Origin of the sequence: Gluconobacter sp. Dm-44 (assembly GCF_018256175.1) — a bacterium.
GTDB lineage: Bacteria > Pseudomonadota > Alphaproteobacteria > Acetobacterales > Acetobacteraceae > Gluconobacter > Gluconobacter cadivus.
Genome location: NZ_JAERLZ010000002.1, coordinates 386,634 through 403,325 on the forward strand (window position 1 = coordinate 386,634; position 16,692 = coordinate 403,325).

13 protein-coding genes are annotated in these 16,692 nt (G+C 59.8%); 12 read left to right on the plus strand and 1 reads right to left on the minus strand.

The window, feature by feature from the left end; translation table 11 throughout:
• Positions 1-218 precede the first annotated feature (218 nt).
• The 7 genes from JK213_RS04885 to JK213_RS04915 all read left to right on the plus strand — a co-directional run bounded on the left by JK213_RS04885 (position 219) and on the right by JK213_RS04915 (position 11,586).
• Positions 219-2,369 carry a peptidase domain-containing ABC transporter gene (locus tag JK213_RS04885; protein WP_194261348.1) on the plus strand — a complete coding sequence of 717 codons (2,151 nt, stop codon included), beginning with the start codon at positions 219-221 and terminating at the stop codon, positions 2,367-2,369.
• A gap of 2 nt (positions 2,370-2,371) precedes the next feature.
• Positions 2,372-3,835, plus strand: a complete 1,464-nt coding sequence (locus JK213_RS04890) for an HlyD family type I secretion periplasmic adaptor subunit (protein ID WP_194261246.1) — start codon at positions 2,372-2,374, stop codon at positions 3,833-3,835.
• A gap of 94 nt (positions 3,836-3,929) precedes the next feature.
• The gene (locus tag JK213_RS04895) at positions 3,930-5,702 is read left to right on the plus strand and encodes a tetratricopeptide repeat protein (RefSeq protein WP_194261247.1); all 1,773 of its coding nucleotides are present in this window, start codon (positions 3,930-3,932) and stop codon (positions 5,700-5,702) included.
• A 5-nt stretch (positions 5,703-5,707) separates the two neighbouring features.
• Positions 5,708-8,671: a glycosyltransferase gene (locus JK213_RS04900; protein WP_322783013.1), complete on the plus strand. Its 2,964-nt coding sequence runs from the start codon at positions 5,708-5,710 to the stop codon at positions 8,669-8,671.
• Between the two features lie 183 nt (positions 8,672-8,854).
• Positions 8,855-9,856: a hypothetical protein gene (locus JK213_RS04905; protein WP_211571286.1), complete on the plus strand. Its 1,002-nt coding sequence runs from the start codon at positions 8,855-8,857 to the stop codon at positions 9,854-9,856.
• Positions 9,857-9,989: 133 nt separating this feature from the next.
• On the plus strand, positions 9,990-11,237 hold the full coding sequence (locus tag JK213_RS04910; protein ID WP_194261249.1) for a glycosyltransferase family 4 protein: 1,248 nt from the start codon (positions 9,990-9,992) through the stop codon (positions 11,235-11,237).
• The gene (locus JK213_RS04915; RefSeq protein WP_211571287.1) at positions 11,227-11,586 is read left to right on the plus strand and encodes a hypothetical protein; all 360 of its coding nucleotides are present in this window, start codon (positions 11,227-11,229) and stop codon (positions 11,584-11,586) included. The genes JK213_RS04910 and JK213_RS04915 overlap by 11 nt, the downstream gene beginning before the upstream one ends.
• A 63-nt stretch (positions 11,587-11,649) precedes the next feature.
• On the opposite strand, the gene dps is transcribed toward JK213_RS04915, so the two are convergent.
• Positions 11,650-12,189 carry a DNA starvation/stationary phase protection protein Dps gene (dps, locus tag JK213_RS04920; RefSeq protein ID WP_194261251.1) on the minus strand — a complete coding sequence of 180 codons (540 nt, stop codon included), beginning with the start codon at positions 12,187-12,189 and terminating at the stop codon, positions 11,650-11,652.
• Between the two features lie 365 nt (positions 12,190-12,554).
• On the opposite strand from dps, the gene pstC reads away from it, so the two are divergent.
• The 5 genes from pstC to JK213_RS04945 are packed head-to-tail and all read left to right on the plus strand — an operon-like array spanning position 12,555 to position 16,691.
• Positions 12,555-13,535 carry a phosphate ABC transporter permease subunit PstC gene (gene pstC, locus JK213_RS04925; RefSeq protein ID WP_194261252.1) on the plus strand — a complete coding sequence of 327 codons (981 nt, stop codon included), beginning with the start codon at positions 12,555-12,557 and terminating at the stop codon, positions 13,533-13,535.
• On the plus strand, positions 13,532-14,404 hold the full coding sequence (gene pstA / locus JK213_RS04930) for a phosphate ABC transporter permease PstA (RefSeq protein ID WP_194261253.1): 873 nt from the start codon (positions 13,532-13,534) through the stop codon (positions 14,402-14,404). The genes pstC and pstA overlap by 4 nt, the downstream gene beginning before the upstream one ends.
• A gap of 20 nt (positions 14,405-14,424) precedes the next feature.
• Positions 14,425-15,231 (plus strand): phosphate ABC transporter ATP-binding protein PstB, encoded by an 807-nt coding sequence (pstB, locus tag JK213_RS04935; protein ID WP_373319088.1) that lies wholly within the window; start codon positions 14,425-14,427, stop codon positions 15,229-15,231.
• A 6-nt stretch (positions 15,232-15,237) separates the two neighbouring features.
• The gene (gene phoU, locus JK213_RS04940) at positions 15,238-15,972 is read left to right on the plus strand and encodes a phosphate signaling complex protein PhoU (protein ID WP_194261254.1); all 735 of its coding nucleotides are present in this window, start codon (positions 15,238-15,240) and stop codon (positions 15,970-15,972) included.
• Positions 15,969-16,691 (plus strand): response regulator, encoded by a 723-nt coding sequence (locus tag JK213_RS04945; protein WP_099285662.1) that lies wholly within the window; start codon positions 15,969-15,971, stop codon positions 16,689-16,691. Before phoU ends, JK213_RS04945 begins: the two co-directional genes overlap by 4 nt.
• The last annotated feature ends 1 nt before the right edge of the window (position 16,692 follow it).

The window sequence follows — 16,692 nt, forward strand, 5'->3', positions numbered from 1 at the left end:
GCGTTAGGTATTTTTCCGTTCCGGCCTGTAGGGGTGGTGACGGAAAAGAGAGTCTTCTCTATTCATGAGAAGACGAACTGGCGTTCCTGCCTTTGGTGCCGCCCTTTGGTCCGCCTTTGGCGCGACAACAGCATAGAGGACATTTCGTGGAGCATACCCAGAGCTTGTCAGGCCCGGGCGGAAGAGTCAGTCCGACCGTCATCCGGCTTTATGCCGTGCTGGCCGCAGCCCGTTATCACGGTCTGGAACTGGATATCCGCGATTTTGCGGCCGAGCCGGGGGAGGATTCACCGTCCCCTGCCACTTTGGCAAGATGGCTGACGGACCAAGGCGCTGTCGCCAAAGGCATGCGTCTTCGCTGGCGTTATCTGGTCAAAATCCGCAATGCCCCGCCTGTTGTTCTGATGTTCAAGGATGGATCGGCTGGGCTTATGGTCCGCGCCGATGCTGAAAAAGGCGTGGTCTGGCTGCGTGACCCGATGGGTGGCGATGGAGACGCGCCGGTTCCGGTCGATGAACTCCGGCTCATGCAGGTCTGGACTGGTGATGTCCTGCTGGTCAAACGCCGTCGTGATGAGTCCGAGGCCGACGCCAAGTTCGACCTGCTGTGGTTCGTCAAGATGGTGTTGCGCGAAAAGAAGATCATGCGAGACATCGCCTTCGGGTCGATGGTGCTGAGTATTCTTCAGATTTTTCCACCATTGATTGTGATGCAGGTTATTGACCGGGTGGTGAACTACCATTCCATGGCGACCCTCATCTCGCTGAGTGGCTTTGTTATCATTCTTTCGTTTTACGAAATCCTGCTGACTTATGCCCGGCGCGAACTGTCCCTGATCCTGTCTACGCGTCTGGACGCCAGAATTTCGCTGCATGCCTTCAACAGACTGCTTGCTCTTCCGCTCGAATTCTACGAACGCGAGCAGACGGGTGAGATTCTGGGGCGGTTCATGTCCGTCTTCAAGGTCAGGGATTTTCTGACCGGCCAGCTGATGACAACCCTGCTGGATCTTTTCACGCTTGTCGTAATTCTTCCCGTGCTGTTTGTGATCAGCTCTACGCTGGCCTGGATGACGCTGGCTGCCGCCGGTTGCATCGGCCTTATCGTGGTGATTTTCCTGCCCCCTGTGACGCGTGTCATGGGCCGCCAGGTTGTTGCGGACATGAAGCGTGGCTCCGTCCTCTACGAGACGGTCGCTGGTATCCGGACGGTCAAAACGCTTGCTCTGGAAGCCACGCGGCGTGAAATATGGGATGAGCGGACAGCCGAAGTGGTGCGCTGGAAACTTGCTGCCGGACGCATGGCCAGTTGGCCGCAGACCCTTGCCATGCCGTTCGAAATCTTCATCAATCGCGGCATTATTTTGATCGGTGCTTACCTGATTCTCACGAATGCAAGTTCGATTCAGGCGGGTGCACTGATGGGCTTTATGATGCTGGGCGGACGTGTCGCCAGTCCGCTGGTCAATCTCGCCAGGCTGATGGAAGCTTTCAACGAAGTTAGCGTTTCCCTTGGCGAGGCCGGTCTGGTGCTGAACCAACCAACGGAAACCAAGGCCCTGACAACCGGCATGCGCCCCGTTATCAAAGGGGCTTTGTCTTTCATGAATGTTGATTTCACATATCCGGGATCGACCAGCAAAGCCCTGAATGATGTGACGTTCGATATCCCGGCGGGCACGATGCTCGGCCTTGTGGGACGTTCAGGGTCTGGCAAGTCGACGATTACCCGCCTCCTGCAGGGTGTGAGCCGCAACTATACTGGCTATCTGCGTCTTGACGGTGTGGATCTGCGGGAAATCAACCTGACGCATCTGCGTCGTTCGTTTGGTGTGGTGCTTCAGGACAACTTCCTGTTTCGTGGCACAATCCGCGACAATATTACGGCAGGGCGCCCGGGACTGACGATCGATGACGCCATCCGGGCTGCGCGTCTTGCGGGGGCCGAAGAGTTCATCGAGCGCATGCCTGCCGGTTACGATACATGGATTGAAGAAGGTTCGACCAATATCTCGGGCGGACAACGGCAGCGGCTCGCAATCGCCCGTGCGGTCATCAGCGATCCGAAGCTCATGATCCTTGACGAGGCGACTTCGGCTCTGGATCCGGAATCCGAAGCGCTCGTGAATGCCAACCTGCAGCGGATCGGCAAGGGTCGAACGATGGTGATCGTCTCCCATCGTCTGTCCTCGCTTGTGAACTGTCATCAGATCGCCGTCATGGACAAAGGCAAGCTGATCGATATCGCACCGCACCGGGTTCTGCTCGAACGCTGCGAGATCTACCGGATGCTCTGGCTCCAGCAGAACCGGCACATGACAGATAACGACGTTCCTGGCTCTGCCGGGCAACTGACTGAAGGAGAGTAATCATGAGCTCTTCCGACATGATTCCGAAGGATGACCGGGGCCCCCGACAGTCCGACGAAGACTTCAACCAGCACATTCCGCGCTCTGCCACGGACCCCTTCGCGCCTGATGATACGCCGCTGGCGCTGCTGGAATTCCATTCGCCAACGGCAGGGCTGGTCAATCTTCCGGCCACACCCTCGGCGCGTTACATCATCCTGCTGATTGGGGGGCTGTTTATGGCGTCCCTGGCCGCCATGGCGTTCTTTCCGATCAACCGTGTTGTCTCAACGCCCGGTCGCCTGATTTCCACGCAGCCGACCATCGTCGTGCAGCCGCTGGAAACGGCGATCATTCGCTCGATTGACGTCCGGGTTGGCGATTTCGTGAAGAAGGGTCAGGTGCTTGCTCATCTCGATCCGACCGTGACCGAAGCCGACATCACGAACATGCGGGTGCAGCGCGATGCCTATCAGGCTGAATATGACCGTCTGAAAGCGGAAGCTGCCGGGCAGGAGTACAAAGTCAATTTGAACGATCCGGCATCCGTGGAGCAGGGCGCTGCTTTCCTGCGCCGCAAGGCGGAATATCAGGGCCATGTCGACAATTACGATCAGCAGATCGCAGGTCTTGAAAGTGATATTCAGGGTTATCGCGCCAATGCGGCCATGTATGGCAGCAAGATGCGCGTTGCGTCCGAAGTCCTGCAGATGCGTCAGCGCGAACAGGCTGATCAGGTTGGTTCCCGCCTGTCGACCCTCGGGGCCCAGACCGATCTGATGGAAGCCGAGCGTTCGGAAATCGCTGCCCAGCAGAGCGCCAACTCGGCCGAAAAAAAGCTGGCCGCCATGAAGGCCGAACGTGAAGGCTATATCGGTAACTGGCAGGCCAAGATCTATTCGGAACTGACGGAAGCCGGTCACCATCTGGCGGAGTATCGCAGTTCGTTTGAAAAAGCCCGTCTGCGTCAGGATCTCGTTCTCCTGCGGGCGCCGGAAGACGGTATCGTCCTGACCATCGGGCAGGGCTCGGTTGGTTCTGTGCTGCAGTCAGCGGGTCAGTTCATCACCCTCGTTCCCACGGGATATGGGCTGGAGATGGAAGCCGTAATGCGGTCGCAGGACGTGGGTTTCGTTCAGGTCGGAGACCATGCGCTCCTGAAATTCGCGACATTCCCCTATGACCAGTATGGTGGTGCGGAAGCGACGGTTCGTATCATCAGTGCCGATGCCTTCACGCCTTCATCGCAGGGGGGCAATGGCGCTGGTGGTAATGCAAGCCAGTCTTCCGAAGATTCCACTGCGTCGGGTATCTATCGCGTGCGTCTGCGGATTGATCGTTACACGCTGCACGGTCAGCCTTCGTTCTTCCATCCGATGCCGGGTATGTCCCTGACTGCCGATATCGATGTCGGAAAACGGACTGTGCTGCAGTATCTGTTCAACAAGATTACGCCCGCCCTCACCAATGGCATGAGGGAGCCATAACAAAGACATGGAGCGTTCCTAAAAACGCTCAAGGGGAACGCCTGCTAAAGTCCAGGCGTTCCAGCACGACAGTCATTCAGGATCCGCGCTGCCCATGTCGTTCAAATCTCGCCTTGCTGCCCTGTTTTCTTCGAAAGGGAAGCTGGATCATGCCATCCGTCTGACGGAAACCGGCAAGGCTGTTCAGGGATTTGCTCTTCTCAGCCGCCTCGCCGCGGCAGGCGATGCGGAAGCATCATTCCGTGTCGGGCGGGCCTATCTGGATGGGATTGGGGTGCCTCCCAGCCTGGAAGAAGGGGCACGCTGGATCTATCAGGCGGCACAGGCGGGGCATATCGAAGCAGCCTTCGTTCTGGCAACGCTTTATACGGTCGGGCTGCCGGAAGGATTTGAAATCCGGCCTGCGCAGGCTGGGCTTGATCTTTCTCACGTTCCCTCAGCGGGCCCCAGACGCCCGGATTTTCACCTCGGCCTTCACTGGGCCCGGATCGCTGCCGAGGCCGGATCGCCCGACGCACAGGCGTTGCTGGGCTATATCCTGACGAACGGGCCAGACGATCTGCGCGATCTTTCACAGGCCCGTTCCTGGTATGATCGTTCTGCCGCCGCCGGATGTTCGCAGGGTCATTTGGGGGTAGCGCTTTCCATTCTCGATGATGCGCGGACAGGTGAGGCGCTTGCCTCTGCTGCCCAACATCTGATGGAAGCGACGAAAGGCGGTCTTGGAACAGCCTTCGACATTCTTGGCCGGATGTATGAGTCGGGTTCGGGCGTGCCGCGTGATCTTGGCAAGGCCGCCACCTATTTCCATGAAGCGGCCGAGCGCAATATCGTCACAGCGCAGGCCCGCTACGGTTTGATGCTTCTGGAAGGGACCGGGATCCGCCGACATTACGGGCGTGCGGAAACCTGGCTGAAGCGCGCTGCGACGAATGGTGATACGCAATCTGCGGCCCTTCTTGGCGATTTGTGTGCCAACGGCGGCGACCTGCCGCCCAATCTTGTTGAAGCGGCCAAGTGGTATCGCCTGGCAGCCGAACAGAAACATGCGGGCGCGGCGCGGGCTCTGGGGCTGTTGTATTTGACAGGGAACGGGGTGCATCAGGACCCGGATGTCGCAGCGCACTGGTTCAAAATTGCATCCGAGTCAGGCGATGCGCATGCCGATGCCGATTTTGGAAACCTGATCCTTGCAGGCGCTTCCGCTACCCCTGACGAGAAGCAGGCTCTGCACACCCGGTTTGAGAAAGCAGCGGAAAAAGGTGATCTGATTGGAGCTTACAATCTCGGCGTCTGCTACGCCGAAGGTGTTACCGGCGAGCAGAATGGCCGTGAGGCTGCGCGCTGGATGCAGAAGGCCGCGGATGGTGTGGTCAATGCCCAGTATTGGTATGGCAGGATGCTGCTGGAAGGTCGTGACGTTCAGCCTGATCCGACACAGGCCTTGTACTGGATGGAAAAAGCGGCGGATGCCGGCATGGCCGAAGCTCAGGTTATGGTTGCCGGGCTGCTGGTTGACGGAAACATCAATGGACGCCGGGACCATGAAAAAGCCCTGACACTGTATCGTAGGGCGGCGGAAAGCGGCAATGTGGATGCCATGTTCTCGCTGGCTGCGCTTTACGGCGGTGGTCATGATGTTCCCGAGAACCGGCCTCAGGCACAGATATGGTTCCGTAAGGCCGCCCAGCGCGGCAACGGTCTGGCCCAGATGATGCTGGGTCGTTATCTCTGCCGTGGGCTGGCAGGCGTGACGGACCCGGTGGAGGGACGCATTTGGCTGGAACGGGCGAAAGCGCAGAACATCAAGGATGCCGAAGCGGAACTGGCCCTTCTGGACGAAGCGCAGCCTGACGACGATGACTGATCTACGTGTCTTCTGATCCTCCCGCGTCCAGCGGACGCAAACCGGACGCATCCTTCGCGGGTTTTGGCCGGATTGTCAGTGCAGAAGACCGGAGCCGGTGGCGGGAGGCCATGAGCCGCCGGGCACAGGATGCTTTCGCCCGGGGACAGGCGGCACTTCAGGCCGGCAATACATCCCTCGGCCTGTTCTGGCTTGAGCGCGCCGAGAGAATGTCCCGGCATAATCCCAATCTGAAATGGTCTGTCGGTCTGGCTTGCCTGTCTGCGGGGCGCGTCTTTGATTGCCTCATGCGAATGGAGGAATTGCGACAGGATTTCGATCTGCGGGAAGCGGCATTTCTGGAAGTCATCTGTCTCGTACGACTTCAGCGGATGGAGGACGCCGCACACAAGATGCAGGCGGCCCTCTCGCGCTTTCACGCCACACCGCAGACATATCCGCTGGCAGGACAGATCGCGTCTGCGGCAGGGCGTCCGGGTTGGATGACGGCGTCCAATACAGGCACCGTCTTTGTCGAGACCGCCCGAGCGTTCAGGCTGTTTCTGGATGGGCAGGAGCACCTTCTGGGCGCGGGCAGCGGCACATATGACCTGCCGCAAGGCTGGCGCTCGGCCCGCTCTTTGGAAATCAGGGTGGGACGTCGGCATGTTTTGGGCAGTCCGCTGGACATTGCCGCCCTGACGCGGTGTGAATCCTTTGTTGAAGCCGCCGCTGGCGGACTGAGAGGCTGGATCTGGACGCCCGCTGAACCCGAATACAGTCCTCGTATCCTGCTTTGGGATGGCTCCACTGTCGGGGCTGAGGCATTTTCGGAGGACGTGGACAGCGATATTCCTCTTGCGCGCACGAGGGTCTTTCATGTTCCGGCCAGCCGTCTCCCCGAAGAGGGCACGGGTCTTCTGGAACTGCGTGACGAGAACGGACGTCTTCTGACGGGTGCCCCCGTCGATCCGCGCGTGGGGCAACTGGTTTCAGGACTTACTGACACTCTTCCCATCGGGTTACGTCCCACAAAGGTCAGAGCGTGGAAGATGCGCCCGCATCGGCCCCGCACCAGCCCCGGCTGTGCGGTCGTGATCCCAGTGTACGCGGATCTGCGCCGAACGATGGATTGTCTGCGCACCGTGCTGTCGACGTGTCCGGTTGATGTCCCGGTGATTGTCGTAGATGACGCCACTCCAGAACCCCTTCTGGCGCGTGAGCTCGACCAACTGGCTGAGCAGGGCCGGATTACTCTGATTCGTCATTCCCGGAACTGCGGTTTTCCGATGTCCGCCAATGACGGCATGAGGGCGGCTGAGGGGCGGGATATTCTCCTTCTCAACAGCGATACGCTCGTTCCCGCAGGTTGGGTCGAGCGATTGCGGGCGAGGCTGGCCTTTATGGATGTCGGGACAGTTACTCCCTTTTCCAATGATGCGACGATCCTGTCCTATCCCGCCGTGGACCGTCCCAATCCGGTTCCGTCGCTTGCGGAGATGTGCGCGCTGGACCGCCTGTGTCAGGCAACGTTCAGGTACGATGATGCGGCATCCTGCGACGGGCTGGAGCTGCCGACGGCTCACGGATTCTGTATGGCGATTTCTGCGGAGTGTCTGGCCGAGATCGGCCTGTTCCGGGAAGATCTGTTCGCGCAGGGCTATGGCGAGGAAAACGATTTCTGCCTTCGCGCGTCTGCGAAGGGGTTCCGGCATGTCGCCGCGCCTGAACTGTTTGTCGCGCATGTCGGGTCGGCGTCGTTCGGGACGGCACGGAAGTCTCTTGGCGCTCGCAACCTGAAGATTCTTAATGCCCTGCATCCCGGCTATGACCGGCTGGTGCAGCGCTTCATTGAGGCCGATCGGCTGCACGACACGCGACGCAGGCTGGATATTGCCCGTCTGATCCGTGTGTCTCGGGGTAGGGCCACGATGCTGATGGTGCAGCATGACGCCGGAGGCGGCGTGGGGCGCGTGGTGCGTGAGCGCTCGGAAGCGTTCGGATCCGAGGGTGGATTTGCGCTGGCATTGCGTCCCCATGAACAGGGCTGCCGACTGGAAGATGCTCTGGACAGCAAGCGCTTCCCCAACCTGAAATTTCGCCTTCCCGACGAACTGCCGCTTTTGCTGGACGTGCTCCGGGACGTGCATGTTGAATCCGTTGAATGGCATCATCTGATCGGTCATGCCTCCTGCATCAGAACGCTACATGAACGGCTGGGCGTGCCGTATGACGTGTTCATTCACGATCACGTCTGGTTCTGCCCGCGTATTTCGCTTTGCGATGGAGAAGGCCGTTATTGCGGGGAGCCTGACATCGCCGGATGTGAACAGTGTGTGACACGCTGGGGCGGTTATCTTGGGGAAGACATTTCAGTCTCCGATCTCGTGGCCCGTTCAGGGCGGGAATTGTCCAGCGCCCGTCGGCTCATGGCGCCGTGTGAGGACACCGTGCGACGGATCCGGCGGCATTTCCCCGGCCTGACGATTGAGGCTGTTGCGCTGGAAGATGACACCGCGCTCAATAAGTTCATTCGCATAAACCATCGCGCCGTTTATGGGCAGCCGCTCCGGGTCTGTGTCGTGGGCGGGATCAGCCAGTGGAAGGGATATGACACGCTGCTCGCACTTGCAGCGGAAATCCAGACGCACCGCCTGCCAATCGAACTCTCGCTGGTCGGACACACACATGACGACGATGCCCTGATGGCGCTCGGGGTGCGGGTGACGGGGGAATATCGTGAAGACGAGGTGCAGGCTCTCATCCGCCAGCAGCAGCCGGATGTCGGGCTGATTCCTTCCATCGCGCCCGAGACCTGGTGCTACGCCCTGGGACAGATCTGGCGCAGCGGTCTGGAGGCTGTCTGCTTCGATCTGGGCGCGCAGGGAGAACGGGTCAATCGCAGCGGGACCGGGTTGGCCGTACCGCTTGGAATGCCGCCATTTCAGCTTGCCATGCTGCTGCTCAGACGCTGGGGAGATGCGCGGTGAGGGGTGGTTTACCTTTTCTAACGAAACAGTCCATTATGCTGTTTGAACAGGAACCGGTATTTGTCGAAGGCTGTTGTAACACATCGTCGGGATACCGCTCATAACTGTGACGACCATTCGTGACAGTTCATGGAACATGCCAGTATTATTGCCCGCAAGAACGGACGCAATTGGGAGTAGGGAATGTCTAACGCCGCCGAAGCATCACGACAGAACCGGGTCATCGACCTTAAGGCCGGTGCGCATATGATGGTGCTGGATGCAGGGATTTTCTGCATTTTCCATGCAGCCGGTCAGGCTCCTGCCGGCCCCGCCGGACTGCCGGGCGTCAGAATTTCCCGCGCGCCGGGAACACCCCCGGGGATCGTGACCGTCAGCACCTTTGAAGAGGACGGCTGGATCGGCGGTTCGAACGGCGCGGCTCTCGTCCGGGTCATGCGGGGTCCGGCCGCCGTTCTTGTGACGACCTACCAGGAACCGGGCAGCACACACGCCGCCCCACGCTTGCAAGTTGCACAGCTGGCTGGTCCCGTCACCGCATCCCCGGCGCAGTCGGCTGTCTCGGAAGCTGCGCCTGTGTCTTCTGCGCCAGTATCCCCAGTGCCGAAGGCGCCGGAAGCCGTGGCCGAGCCTGTGGCCGCTCCTGTCGAAGCCGCTGCTTCGAAAGACATTTCCGCGCATATCCAGCGTCGTGGTGACGTAACGAGCGGTATCGGACACTGGATGGGCGTTCCGGGCAGTCAGGGCTGGATCGAGGGCTTCAGCATTGCTCCCGAGACGGGTGTTCCTGCTTCGGACATCGAATATCAGGCCGTTCTGGGCAAAGGCTGGCTGTCTCCCTGGGCTGAAGGTGGTCAGTATTGTGGATCGCGCGGCATGGCTCTGCCGATCCTTGGACTGCGCGTCCGTCTGAAGGGCGAGTCCGCAAAGACGTCCAAGATCCGTCTTACCGCATCTTTCATCGACGGGACGCGTCTCGGCCCCGTGGATGGAACCGAAGCGCTGGAAGCTGAAAGCCTCGCCCCTCTGGAAGCCTTTCTGCTGGAGATCGTGCCCGCAGGAGAAGAGGAACCGGCACCGACGGCCCCCATCAAGGCTGCGCCCAAGTCCCGCGCTACAGAAGCGGCTGATGCTCCGGCCAAGCCTGCCACGCCCAGAAAGCGCAAATCCGTCAAGGCCTCCTGATCCGTTCAGGTCTGACACAGTGACCGGGGAAGAAGATTTTCTTTCCCGGATTTTTTGAAAACTGCCGCCATCTGCTGTCTTCTCCGTGCGCGAACAGGACTTCACGGAGGCTTTCAGTCGCTCCGGAGACGTCGTGCGCTATCTCTTCGTCCATCAGAATTTCCCGGGACAGTTCCTGCATTTTGTCCGGCATCTTCTCGCGCAGGATCATGAGATCGTCTTCATTTCGGAGGCGAACAACAATCATATTCCTGGCGTCCGACGCGCCATCTACCGCGTGCCGCGTCTGCCTTCGATGGAGACGCACCCTCATCTGAGGGAGTTCGAATATGGCCTGCTCCGTGCCGAAGCCGTCGCAACTGCGGCGCGTACGCTCAAGGGGCTGGGCTATGAGCCGGATATCATTGTCGGACATCACGGCTGGGGCGAACTGCTCAATCTGGGCGACGTTTTTCCTGACTGCCCGATCCTCGGATATTTCGAGTTTTTCTACCACGCGGATCAGAATGACGTGGGTTTCGATCCCGAATTTCCGCCGTCGCCGGAACTGGCGGCCGCGGTTCGGGTCAAGAATTCAATCAATCTGCAGGCCCTCTGCCTGAAAAACGGATATGGTCAAAGTCCGACGCAATTCCAGCGCGGCACCTATCCCGGATGGGCGCAGGAAAAGATCTCGCTGCTGCGGGAAGGCGTCAATCTGGACCTCTGCTCTCCCGAGCCCCAGGCCAGACGGCGTAATCTTGTCATCAACGGGGTGCGGATCACGCCGAAAGACGCCCTCGTCACCTATGTCGCCCGCGATCTTGAGCCTTATCGTGGTTTTCATGTGGTCATGCGTGCGCTGCCTCGCATTCTGGCTGAACGCAGGGACGCGCAGATCATTCTCGTGGGTGGAGACAGGGTCAGCTACGGCACGCTTCCTCCCGGCGGCGGAAGCTGGCGCGAGTTCATGCTGCGCGAACTGGAAGGCAAGCTGGACCTTGATCGCGTGCATTTTGTCGGCAAGGTCGAGTACGATGATTTCCGGGCCCTGCTGCGGCGGTCCGACGCCCATCTGTATCTGACCTATCCATTCGTTGCGTCCTGGTCCCTGCGCGAAGCCATGGCGACAGGATGCCCGATCATCGGAAGCGACACGGCACCGGTCAGGGAATTCATCACGCATGATGTTACGGGCCGTCTGGTGCCGTTTCTGGACTCATCGGCAATTGCCGAGGCCACGCTCCAGCTTCTGGAGGAGCGTCGAACCGCACGCCGACTGGGGCAGGAGGCGCGGCGTTATGCCGAAGCGGAGCTCTGTCTGGATGACTATCTGAGTCGGTATGACGACCTTGTGAGCAGGATCACAAACAGGAAAGGAGCTGGGGATGATGGACAATGAAGTCGTTTCAGTTTTGAAAACTGCTCTGCGGAGCTGGGTTTGCAAAAAAGACGCCTTGTCTAAACCTGCTCTGCTGACGGAGCCGGATATTCACGACCTGGCCGTGGCGACAAAAGCAGGCATGGTGCCTCCGCCATGTCCGGAGGGCGTACGGGAATGGGGAAATCTGCGGGAGTTAACGAAAGGCTGGATTGTGCAGCAAGAACCGGACGCTATTCCGGAGCCGTTGCAGAACCACGACTTCGAATATCTTGCGACTCTGATTGCCCCGGCATGTTCAGATGCGCAATCGTGTCATGAAGACGAAAAACTCGTCTTTGCTCGGGAGCATCTCGGACGCTGCCTCTGAACGTCAGAACGCCCTGCAGGAAGCCTGCAGGGCGTTCTTCATTTTTCGGCGAAACCGTTCGGATCAGCCGCGGCTGCCCTTGTGGTCGCCATCACGCATCTGGCCTGTCGGCTCCTGAACATGGGCCTCAAGGAACCACAGATGCTTGTCGAGGCCGCGGGACACTTCCGTGAAGATATCGGCCGTGTCGTCATCGCCTGCTTCGTCCGTCGTCTTGATGGACTCACGCACGTTGTTCGCCACGGTCGCATAGCGATCGATCAGCGCTGCGAGGTGGTCCGCAACGCGATAGATGTTGTTCGGATAAGGCGTGCAGGCACTGTTTTTGGAAACGTCCTGCACGGTTCCGAGTGCTGTTCCACCAAGCTGTACGGCACGTTCTGCAACGGTGTCGGAATAACCGTCAATGCTTGTGCGGAAGCCATCAAGCATTTCATGGACGCCGATAAACTGCGGGCCCTTGAGGTTCCAGTGAGCCTGCTTGGTGATCAGCGCCAGATCGATCAGGTCCGACAGGCGGGCGTTCAGCGTTTCGATGGAAACATTCTTGGTGTTGTCTGCAGTGTTGTTCTGCGTCACGTGACGGTCTGTTCTGGAAACCATGAGAATACTCCTGAGCATTGGCTCACGGCCCGTTTCAGGGGGCCGTCAGAGCCGCTGAGATGTCTTGGCACTCCGCTTGATGCGGGGCTGTCAGTGTCCCAAACGTGTTATCCTTAGGGAGGTTCCGTTGAAGGTGTTCCCATTTCTGACCTGATGGTTTTCTGTTTTGGAACAGGCCCTCATCCCCGGCTTTTTCCAAGGTTTGCCAAGGCCTGTTTCAGGCATCTGGTGCGGTGATGACATAAATCTTTCATCCGGTGTCGTTCCTGTTCCGGTTGTTCTTCCCTGACAGGAGGGCTAATGCACTGATGTGGTGGCTTCGGTCGCCGGATAATGCCCGTTTTTCAAGTCAGAGCTTCTCACGCATGACCCTTGCCACAGCCACGCCGTCCGAAGAGGCCCGCGACACGGCCGGTGCTTCCAGAAGTGGAAGCCGCCGCAGCGGTCCTGATACCGCCTTCCATTTTCTGGTGGCGGCATCGGCGCTGCTGGTTCTCGTGGTGCTGGGCGGCCTTGTGGTCCTCATGGGCATTGGGGGAAGTCAGGCGTTTCGGACGTTTGGTCTGGGCTTTGCCTTCAGTGATGTCTGGAATCCGGTTGCGGATCTCTATGGTGCCTGGGCACCGTTGTTCGGAACGATTGTCAGTACGCTGATCGGTGTGGCGATTGCACTGCCGCTGGCCTTTGGCACGGCATTCTGGCTGACGGCGATGGCGCCGCCCCGGATTGCCGCCATCGTGGGGACTGCGGTTCAGCTTCTGGCTGCCGTGCCGTCGATCATTTTTGGTATGTGGGGCTTTTTCACGATCGTCCCCTTCATGGCGCGGACGGTCCAGCCTTTCCTGACCCATCATTTCAAGCATGTTCCGGGCATCAGATTCATCATTCATGGTGCGCCGTTCGGAACGGGCCTGATGACGGCCGGTCTGGTTCTGGCTGTCATGATTGCGCCTTTCATGACGGCAGTGATGCGCGATGTTTTTGCCGCGATGCCCAACATGTTGCGTGAAAGCGCCTATGGCCTTGGGGCCACGCGCTGGGACGTGATGTGGAAGGTTGTGGTGCCATGGTCCCGCTCTGGTATGATCGGTGCGATCGTGCTGGGCATGGGGCGCGCGCTGGGCGAGACCATGGCTGTAACCTTCGTAATTGGAAACGTGACGGCTGTAGGCTGGTCGCTGTTTGCGCCGCGTAGCACGGTCGCGTCCCTGATCGCCCTTCAGTTCCCGGAAAGTCCGGCTGGATCTCTTCGGCTTTCGGCGCTTCTGGCGCTGGGCTTCATCCTGATGCTGCTGTCATTCGCCAGTCTGGCGCTGGCGCGGATGCTGCGGGGGAATACGAAATGAGCGATACCGTCGTCTCCACAAACGGCTGGAAGCCCAACCCTCGTGCGGCCCGTCGTCGGAGCGCCGATCATGTGGCGACCGCTTTCGGGATGGTCATGGCGGGCATCCTTGTGCTGGTGCTGGCGTCCATTCTGTGGACCCTTCTGTCCCGTGGTCTTGCCGGACTGTCTGCCGCCGCGATCATGAAACCGATGGGGCCGCCGGGCTCGTCTTCCGGTCTGGCGAATGCCATCGTGGGCAGTCTGATCCAGACGTTTCTGGCCCTGCTGCTCGCGACGCCGCTCGGGCTCGGATGCGGGATCTATCTTTCGGAATATGGGACGGACACCAATAAATTCGCATCCTGCGTCCGGTTCGTCTCAGACGTGCTGATGTCGGTGCCGTCCATTCTGGTTGGTCTGTTCGTCTATCAGGTCATGGTTGCCCCGTTCGGACATTTCTCTGCGCTGGCCGGTTCCGTTGCTCTGGCCATTCTGGCTGTTCCGATCATTGTTCGCACGACCGAGGATATGCTGCGCCTTGTTCCGACCGCCATGCGCGAGGCGGGTGCGGCTCTGGGGGCAACGCGCTGGAGGGTCACGCTCTCGCTATGCCTGCGTTCCGCCAAGACGGGTGTGCTGACGGGTATTCTTCTGGCGTTGGCCCGCGTAAGCGGTGAGACAGCCCCGCTGCTGTTTACGTCGCTGGGCAACCAGAACTGGTCTTTCAGCCTCACCCGTCCGATGGCGAGCCTGCCGGTGACGATCTACCAGTATGCCGGTGCGTCCTATGAAGACTGGGTGCAGCTTGCCTGGGCCGGTGCGCTTCTGGTGACGATGGGTGTGCTGGCCATCAATATTGCCGTCCGCGTATCGGCGCGACGCGGATGACCCCGGGAACACTGCGGGGGATGACACAGGATTCCATGATGACCAAGACTGATCCGCAGGCGGCGAAGAGCCCTGAAGTGGCGCTGGCTGTCCGCAACCTGAATTTCTATTACGGCGAAAACCACGCCCTGCATGACATTTCGGTGGATTTTCAGGCCCGTCGGGTAACGGCCATGATCGGGCCGAGCGGCTGTGGTAAATCCACTCTGTTGCGGATTTTCAACCGCATGTATGACCTGTATCCCGGCCAGCGCGCGACCGGCGAAGTAATGTTCGACGGGCGCAATATTCTGGATCACGATCTGGACCTGAATATCCTGCGCGCGCGCGTGGGCATGGTGTTCCAGAAGCCGACGCCGTTTCCGATGTCGATCTATGACAATATCGCATTCGGCGTGCGTCTGCATGAAAAGCTGAATAAGGCGGACATGGATGCGCGCGTTCAGGACGTCCTGACGCGTGTGGCGCTGTGGAACGAAGTCCGGGACCGTCTGAACGCTCCTGCTTCCGGTCTTTCCGGCGGTCAGCAGCAGCGTCTGTGCATTGCGCGTTCCATTGCGACGCGGCCTGAAGTCCTGCTGCTTGACGAACCGACTTCGGCGCTCGACCCGATTTCCACAGCGCGTATCGAAGAACTGCTTGACGAGCTTAAGGAAGAATTCACGATTGCGATCGTGACCCACAACATGCAGCAGGCTGCACGCTGTGCGGATCAGGTGGCGTTCTTCTACATGGGGCGTCTGATCGAAGTGGACAGCGCGGACCGGATGTTCACCAATCCGAAGCAGCAGCAGACCCAGGACTACATCACCGGCAGGTTTGGATAACGCGTCATGGCTGACAGATCCCACATCGTCAAAAGCTACGAACAGGAGCTGGGTCAGCTCCGCTCCATGATGGCGCAGATGGGCGGCATCGTGGAAAATCAGGTTGCTCTCGCGCTGTCCGCCATTGCGGACCGTAACGAGGAAGCCGCCGATGCGGCGGCGCGTCAGGACCCGGAAGTGGACCAGCTCGAACGTGAGGTCGAAGGTCTTTCCATCCGTCTTCTTGCGCTGCGAAGCCCGATGGCGGGCGATCTTCGTGAGATCGTGGCGGCTCTGAAAATTACGGGCGATCTGGAGCGGATTGGCGATTATGCGTCTTCCATCGCGCGCCGTTCGCTGCGGATCCGGATGCCGGAAAACCAGATTTCGCTCTCGGGGCTGCGCAGCATGGGACGCCTCGTACAGGAAAACCTGCGCCGTTCGATTGATGCGATCACGCAGCAGGATTCCAACCGGGCCATGGAAGTCTGGCACTCGGACCGTGCGGTGGATGAATATTACACAGCCCTGTTCCGTGAGCTCGTGACCTACATGATGGAAGATGCGCGCAATATCCGCGCCTGCACGGAACTGCTGTTCATCGCCAAGAACCTTGAGCGGATCGGCGATCATGCGACCAATATCGCCGAACGCGTTTTCTACGCCGTGACGGGCGATAATCTGCCGTCCCTGCGCCCGCGCGGTGGCCCGGCTTCCGCCCTGACGGTGACGGAAACGATGCAGGAGCCGGACGTTCGGTGAAGAGCCCATCCCCCGCACGTGCCAAGGGGCTCGTTCTTCTCGTCGAGGACGATCCTGCCCTGCTGCTGATGACCTGCTACAATCTCGAACAGCGCGGCTATCGCGTCGAGACGGCGGAAGACGGAGAAGCGGCGCTTCTGGCACTTGAGACGTCCCGCCCTGACGCGGTTGTTCTGGACTGGATGCTTCCGGGCCTGTCCGGACTGGATGTGTGCCGTCGCATCCGGGCCAATCCTGCGCTGCGGGACGTGCCGGTGCTGCTACTGACGGCGCGTTCGGCCGAGCAGGATGCGATCCGTGGGCTGGACACGGGTGCGGACGATTATCTAATGAAGCCGTGCAGTGTCGATACGCTTGATGCGCGTCTGCGCGCTCTGCTGCGGCGGCACCAGTCTTCTTATGACCGTCTGTCCTTCGCCGATATCACGCTCGACCCCGAAACGCACCGCGTGGAGCGTGGCGGGCGGATGCTGTCTCTGGGGCCGACGGAATATCGCCTGCTGGACCTGCTGATCCGCAATCCGCGCAAGGTGTTCTCCCGCGAGGATCTGCTGCGCCGGATCTGGGGGCAGAACATTCATGTCGAGATCCGGACGATCGACGTTCATATCCGGCGTCTGCGCAAGGCCATCAACGGGCCGGGCGAGATGGATCTGGTGCGGACCGTGCGTGCGGCTGGTTATGCGCTGGATGACGGCCCGACGACGGACGGCGCCTGAC

What these genes read in the sequence shown, in the direction of transcription:
- dps (WP_194261251.1), bottom strand. Translation starts at nt 12,189, where the DNA reads ATGGTTTCCAGAACAGACCGTCACGTGACGCAGAACAACACTGCAGAC.
- phoU (WP_194261254.1), top strand. Translation starts at nt 15,238, where the DNA reads ATGGCTGACAGATCCCACATCGTCAAAAGCTACGAACAGGAGCTGGGT.
- pstC (WP_194261252.1), top strand. Translation starts at nt 12,555, where the DNA reads ATGACCCTTGCCACAGCCACGCCGTCCGAAGAGGCCCGCGACACGGCC.
- JK213_RS04890 (WP_194261246.1), top strand. Translation starts at nt 2,372, where the DNA reads ATGAGCTCTTCCGACATGATTCCGAAGGATGACCGGGGCCCCCGACAG.
- JK213_RS04905 (WP_211571286.1), top strand. Translation starts at nt 8,855, where the DNA reads ATGTCTAACGCCGCCGAAGCATCACGACAGAACCGGGTCATCGACCTT.
- pstA (WP_194261253.1), top strand. Translation starts at nt 13,532, where the DNA reads ATGAGCGATACCGTCGTCTCCACAAACGGCTGGAAGCCCAACCCTCGT.
- pstB (WP_373319088.1), top strand. Translation starts at nt 14,425, where the DNA reads ATGACACAGGATTCCATGATGACCAAGACTGATCCGCAGGCGGCGAAG.
- JK213_RS04895 (WP_194261247.1), top strand. Translation starts at nt 3,930, where the DNA reads ATGTCGTTCAAATCTCGCCTTGCTGCCCTGTTTTCTTCGAAAGGGAAG.
- JK213_RS04915 (WP_211571287.1), top strand. Translation starts at nt 11,227, where the DNA reads ATGGACAATGAAGTCGTTTCAGTTTTGAAAACTGCTCTGCGGAGCTGG.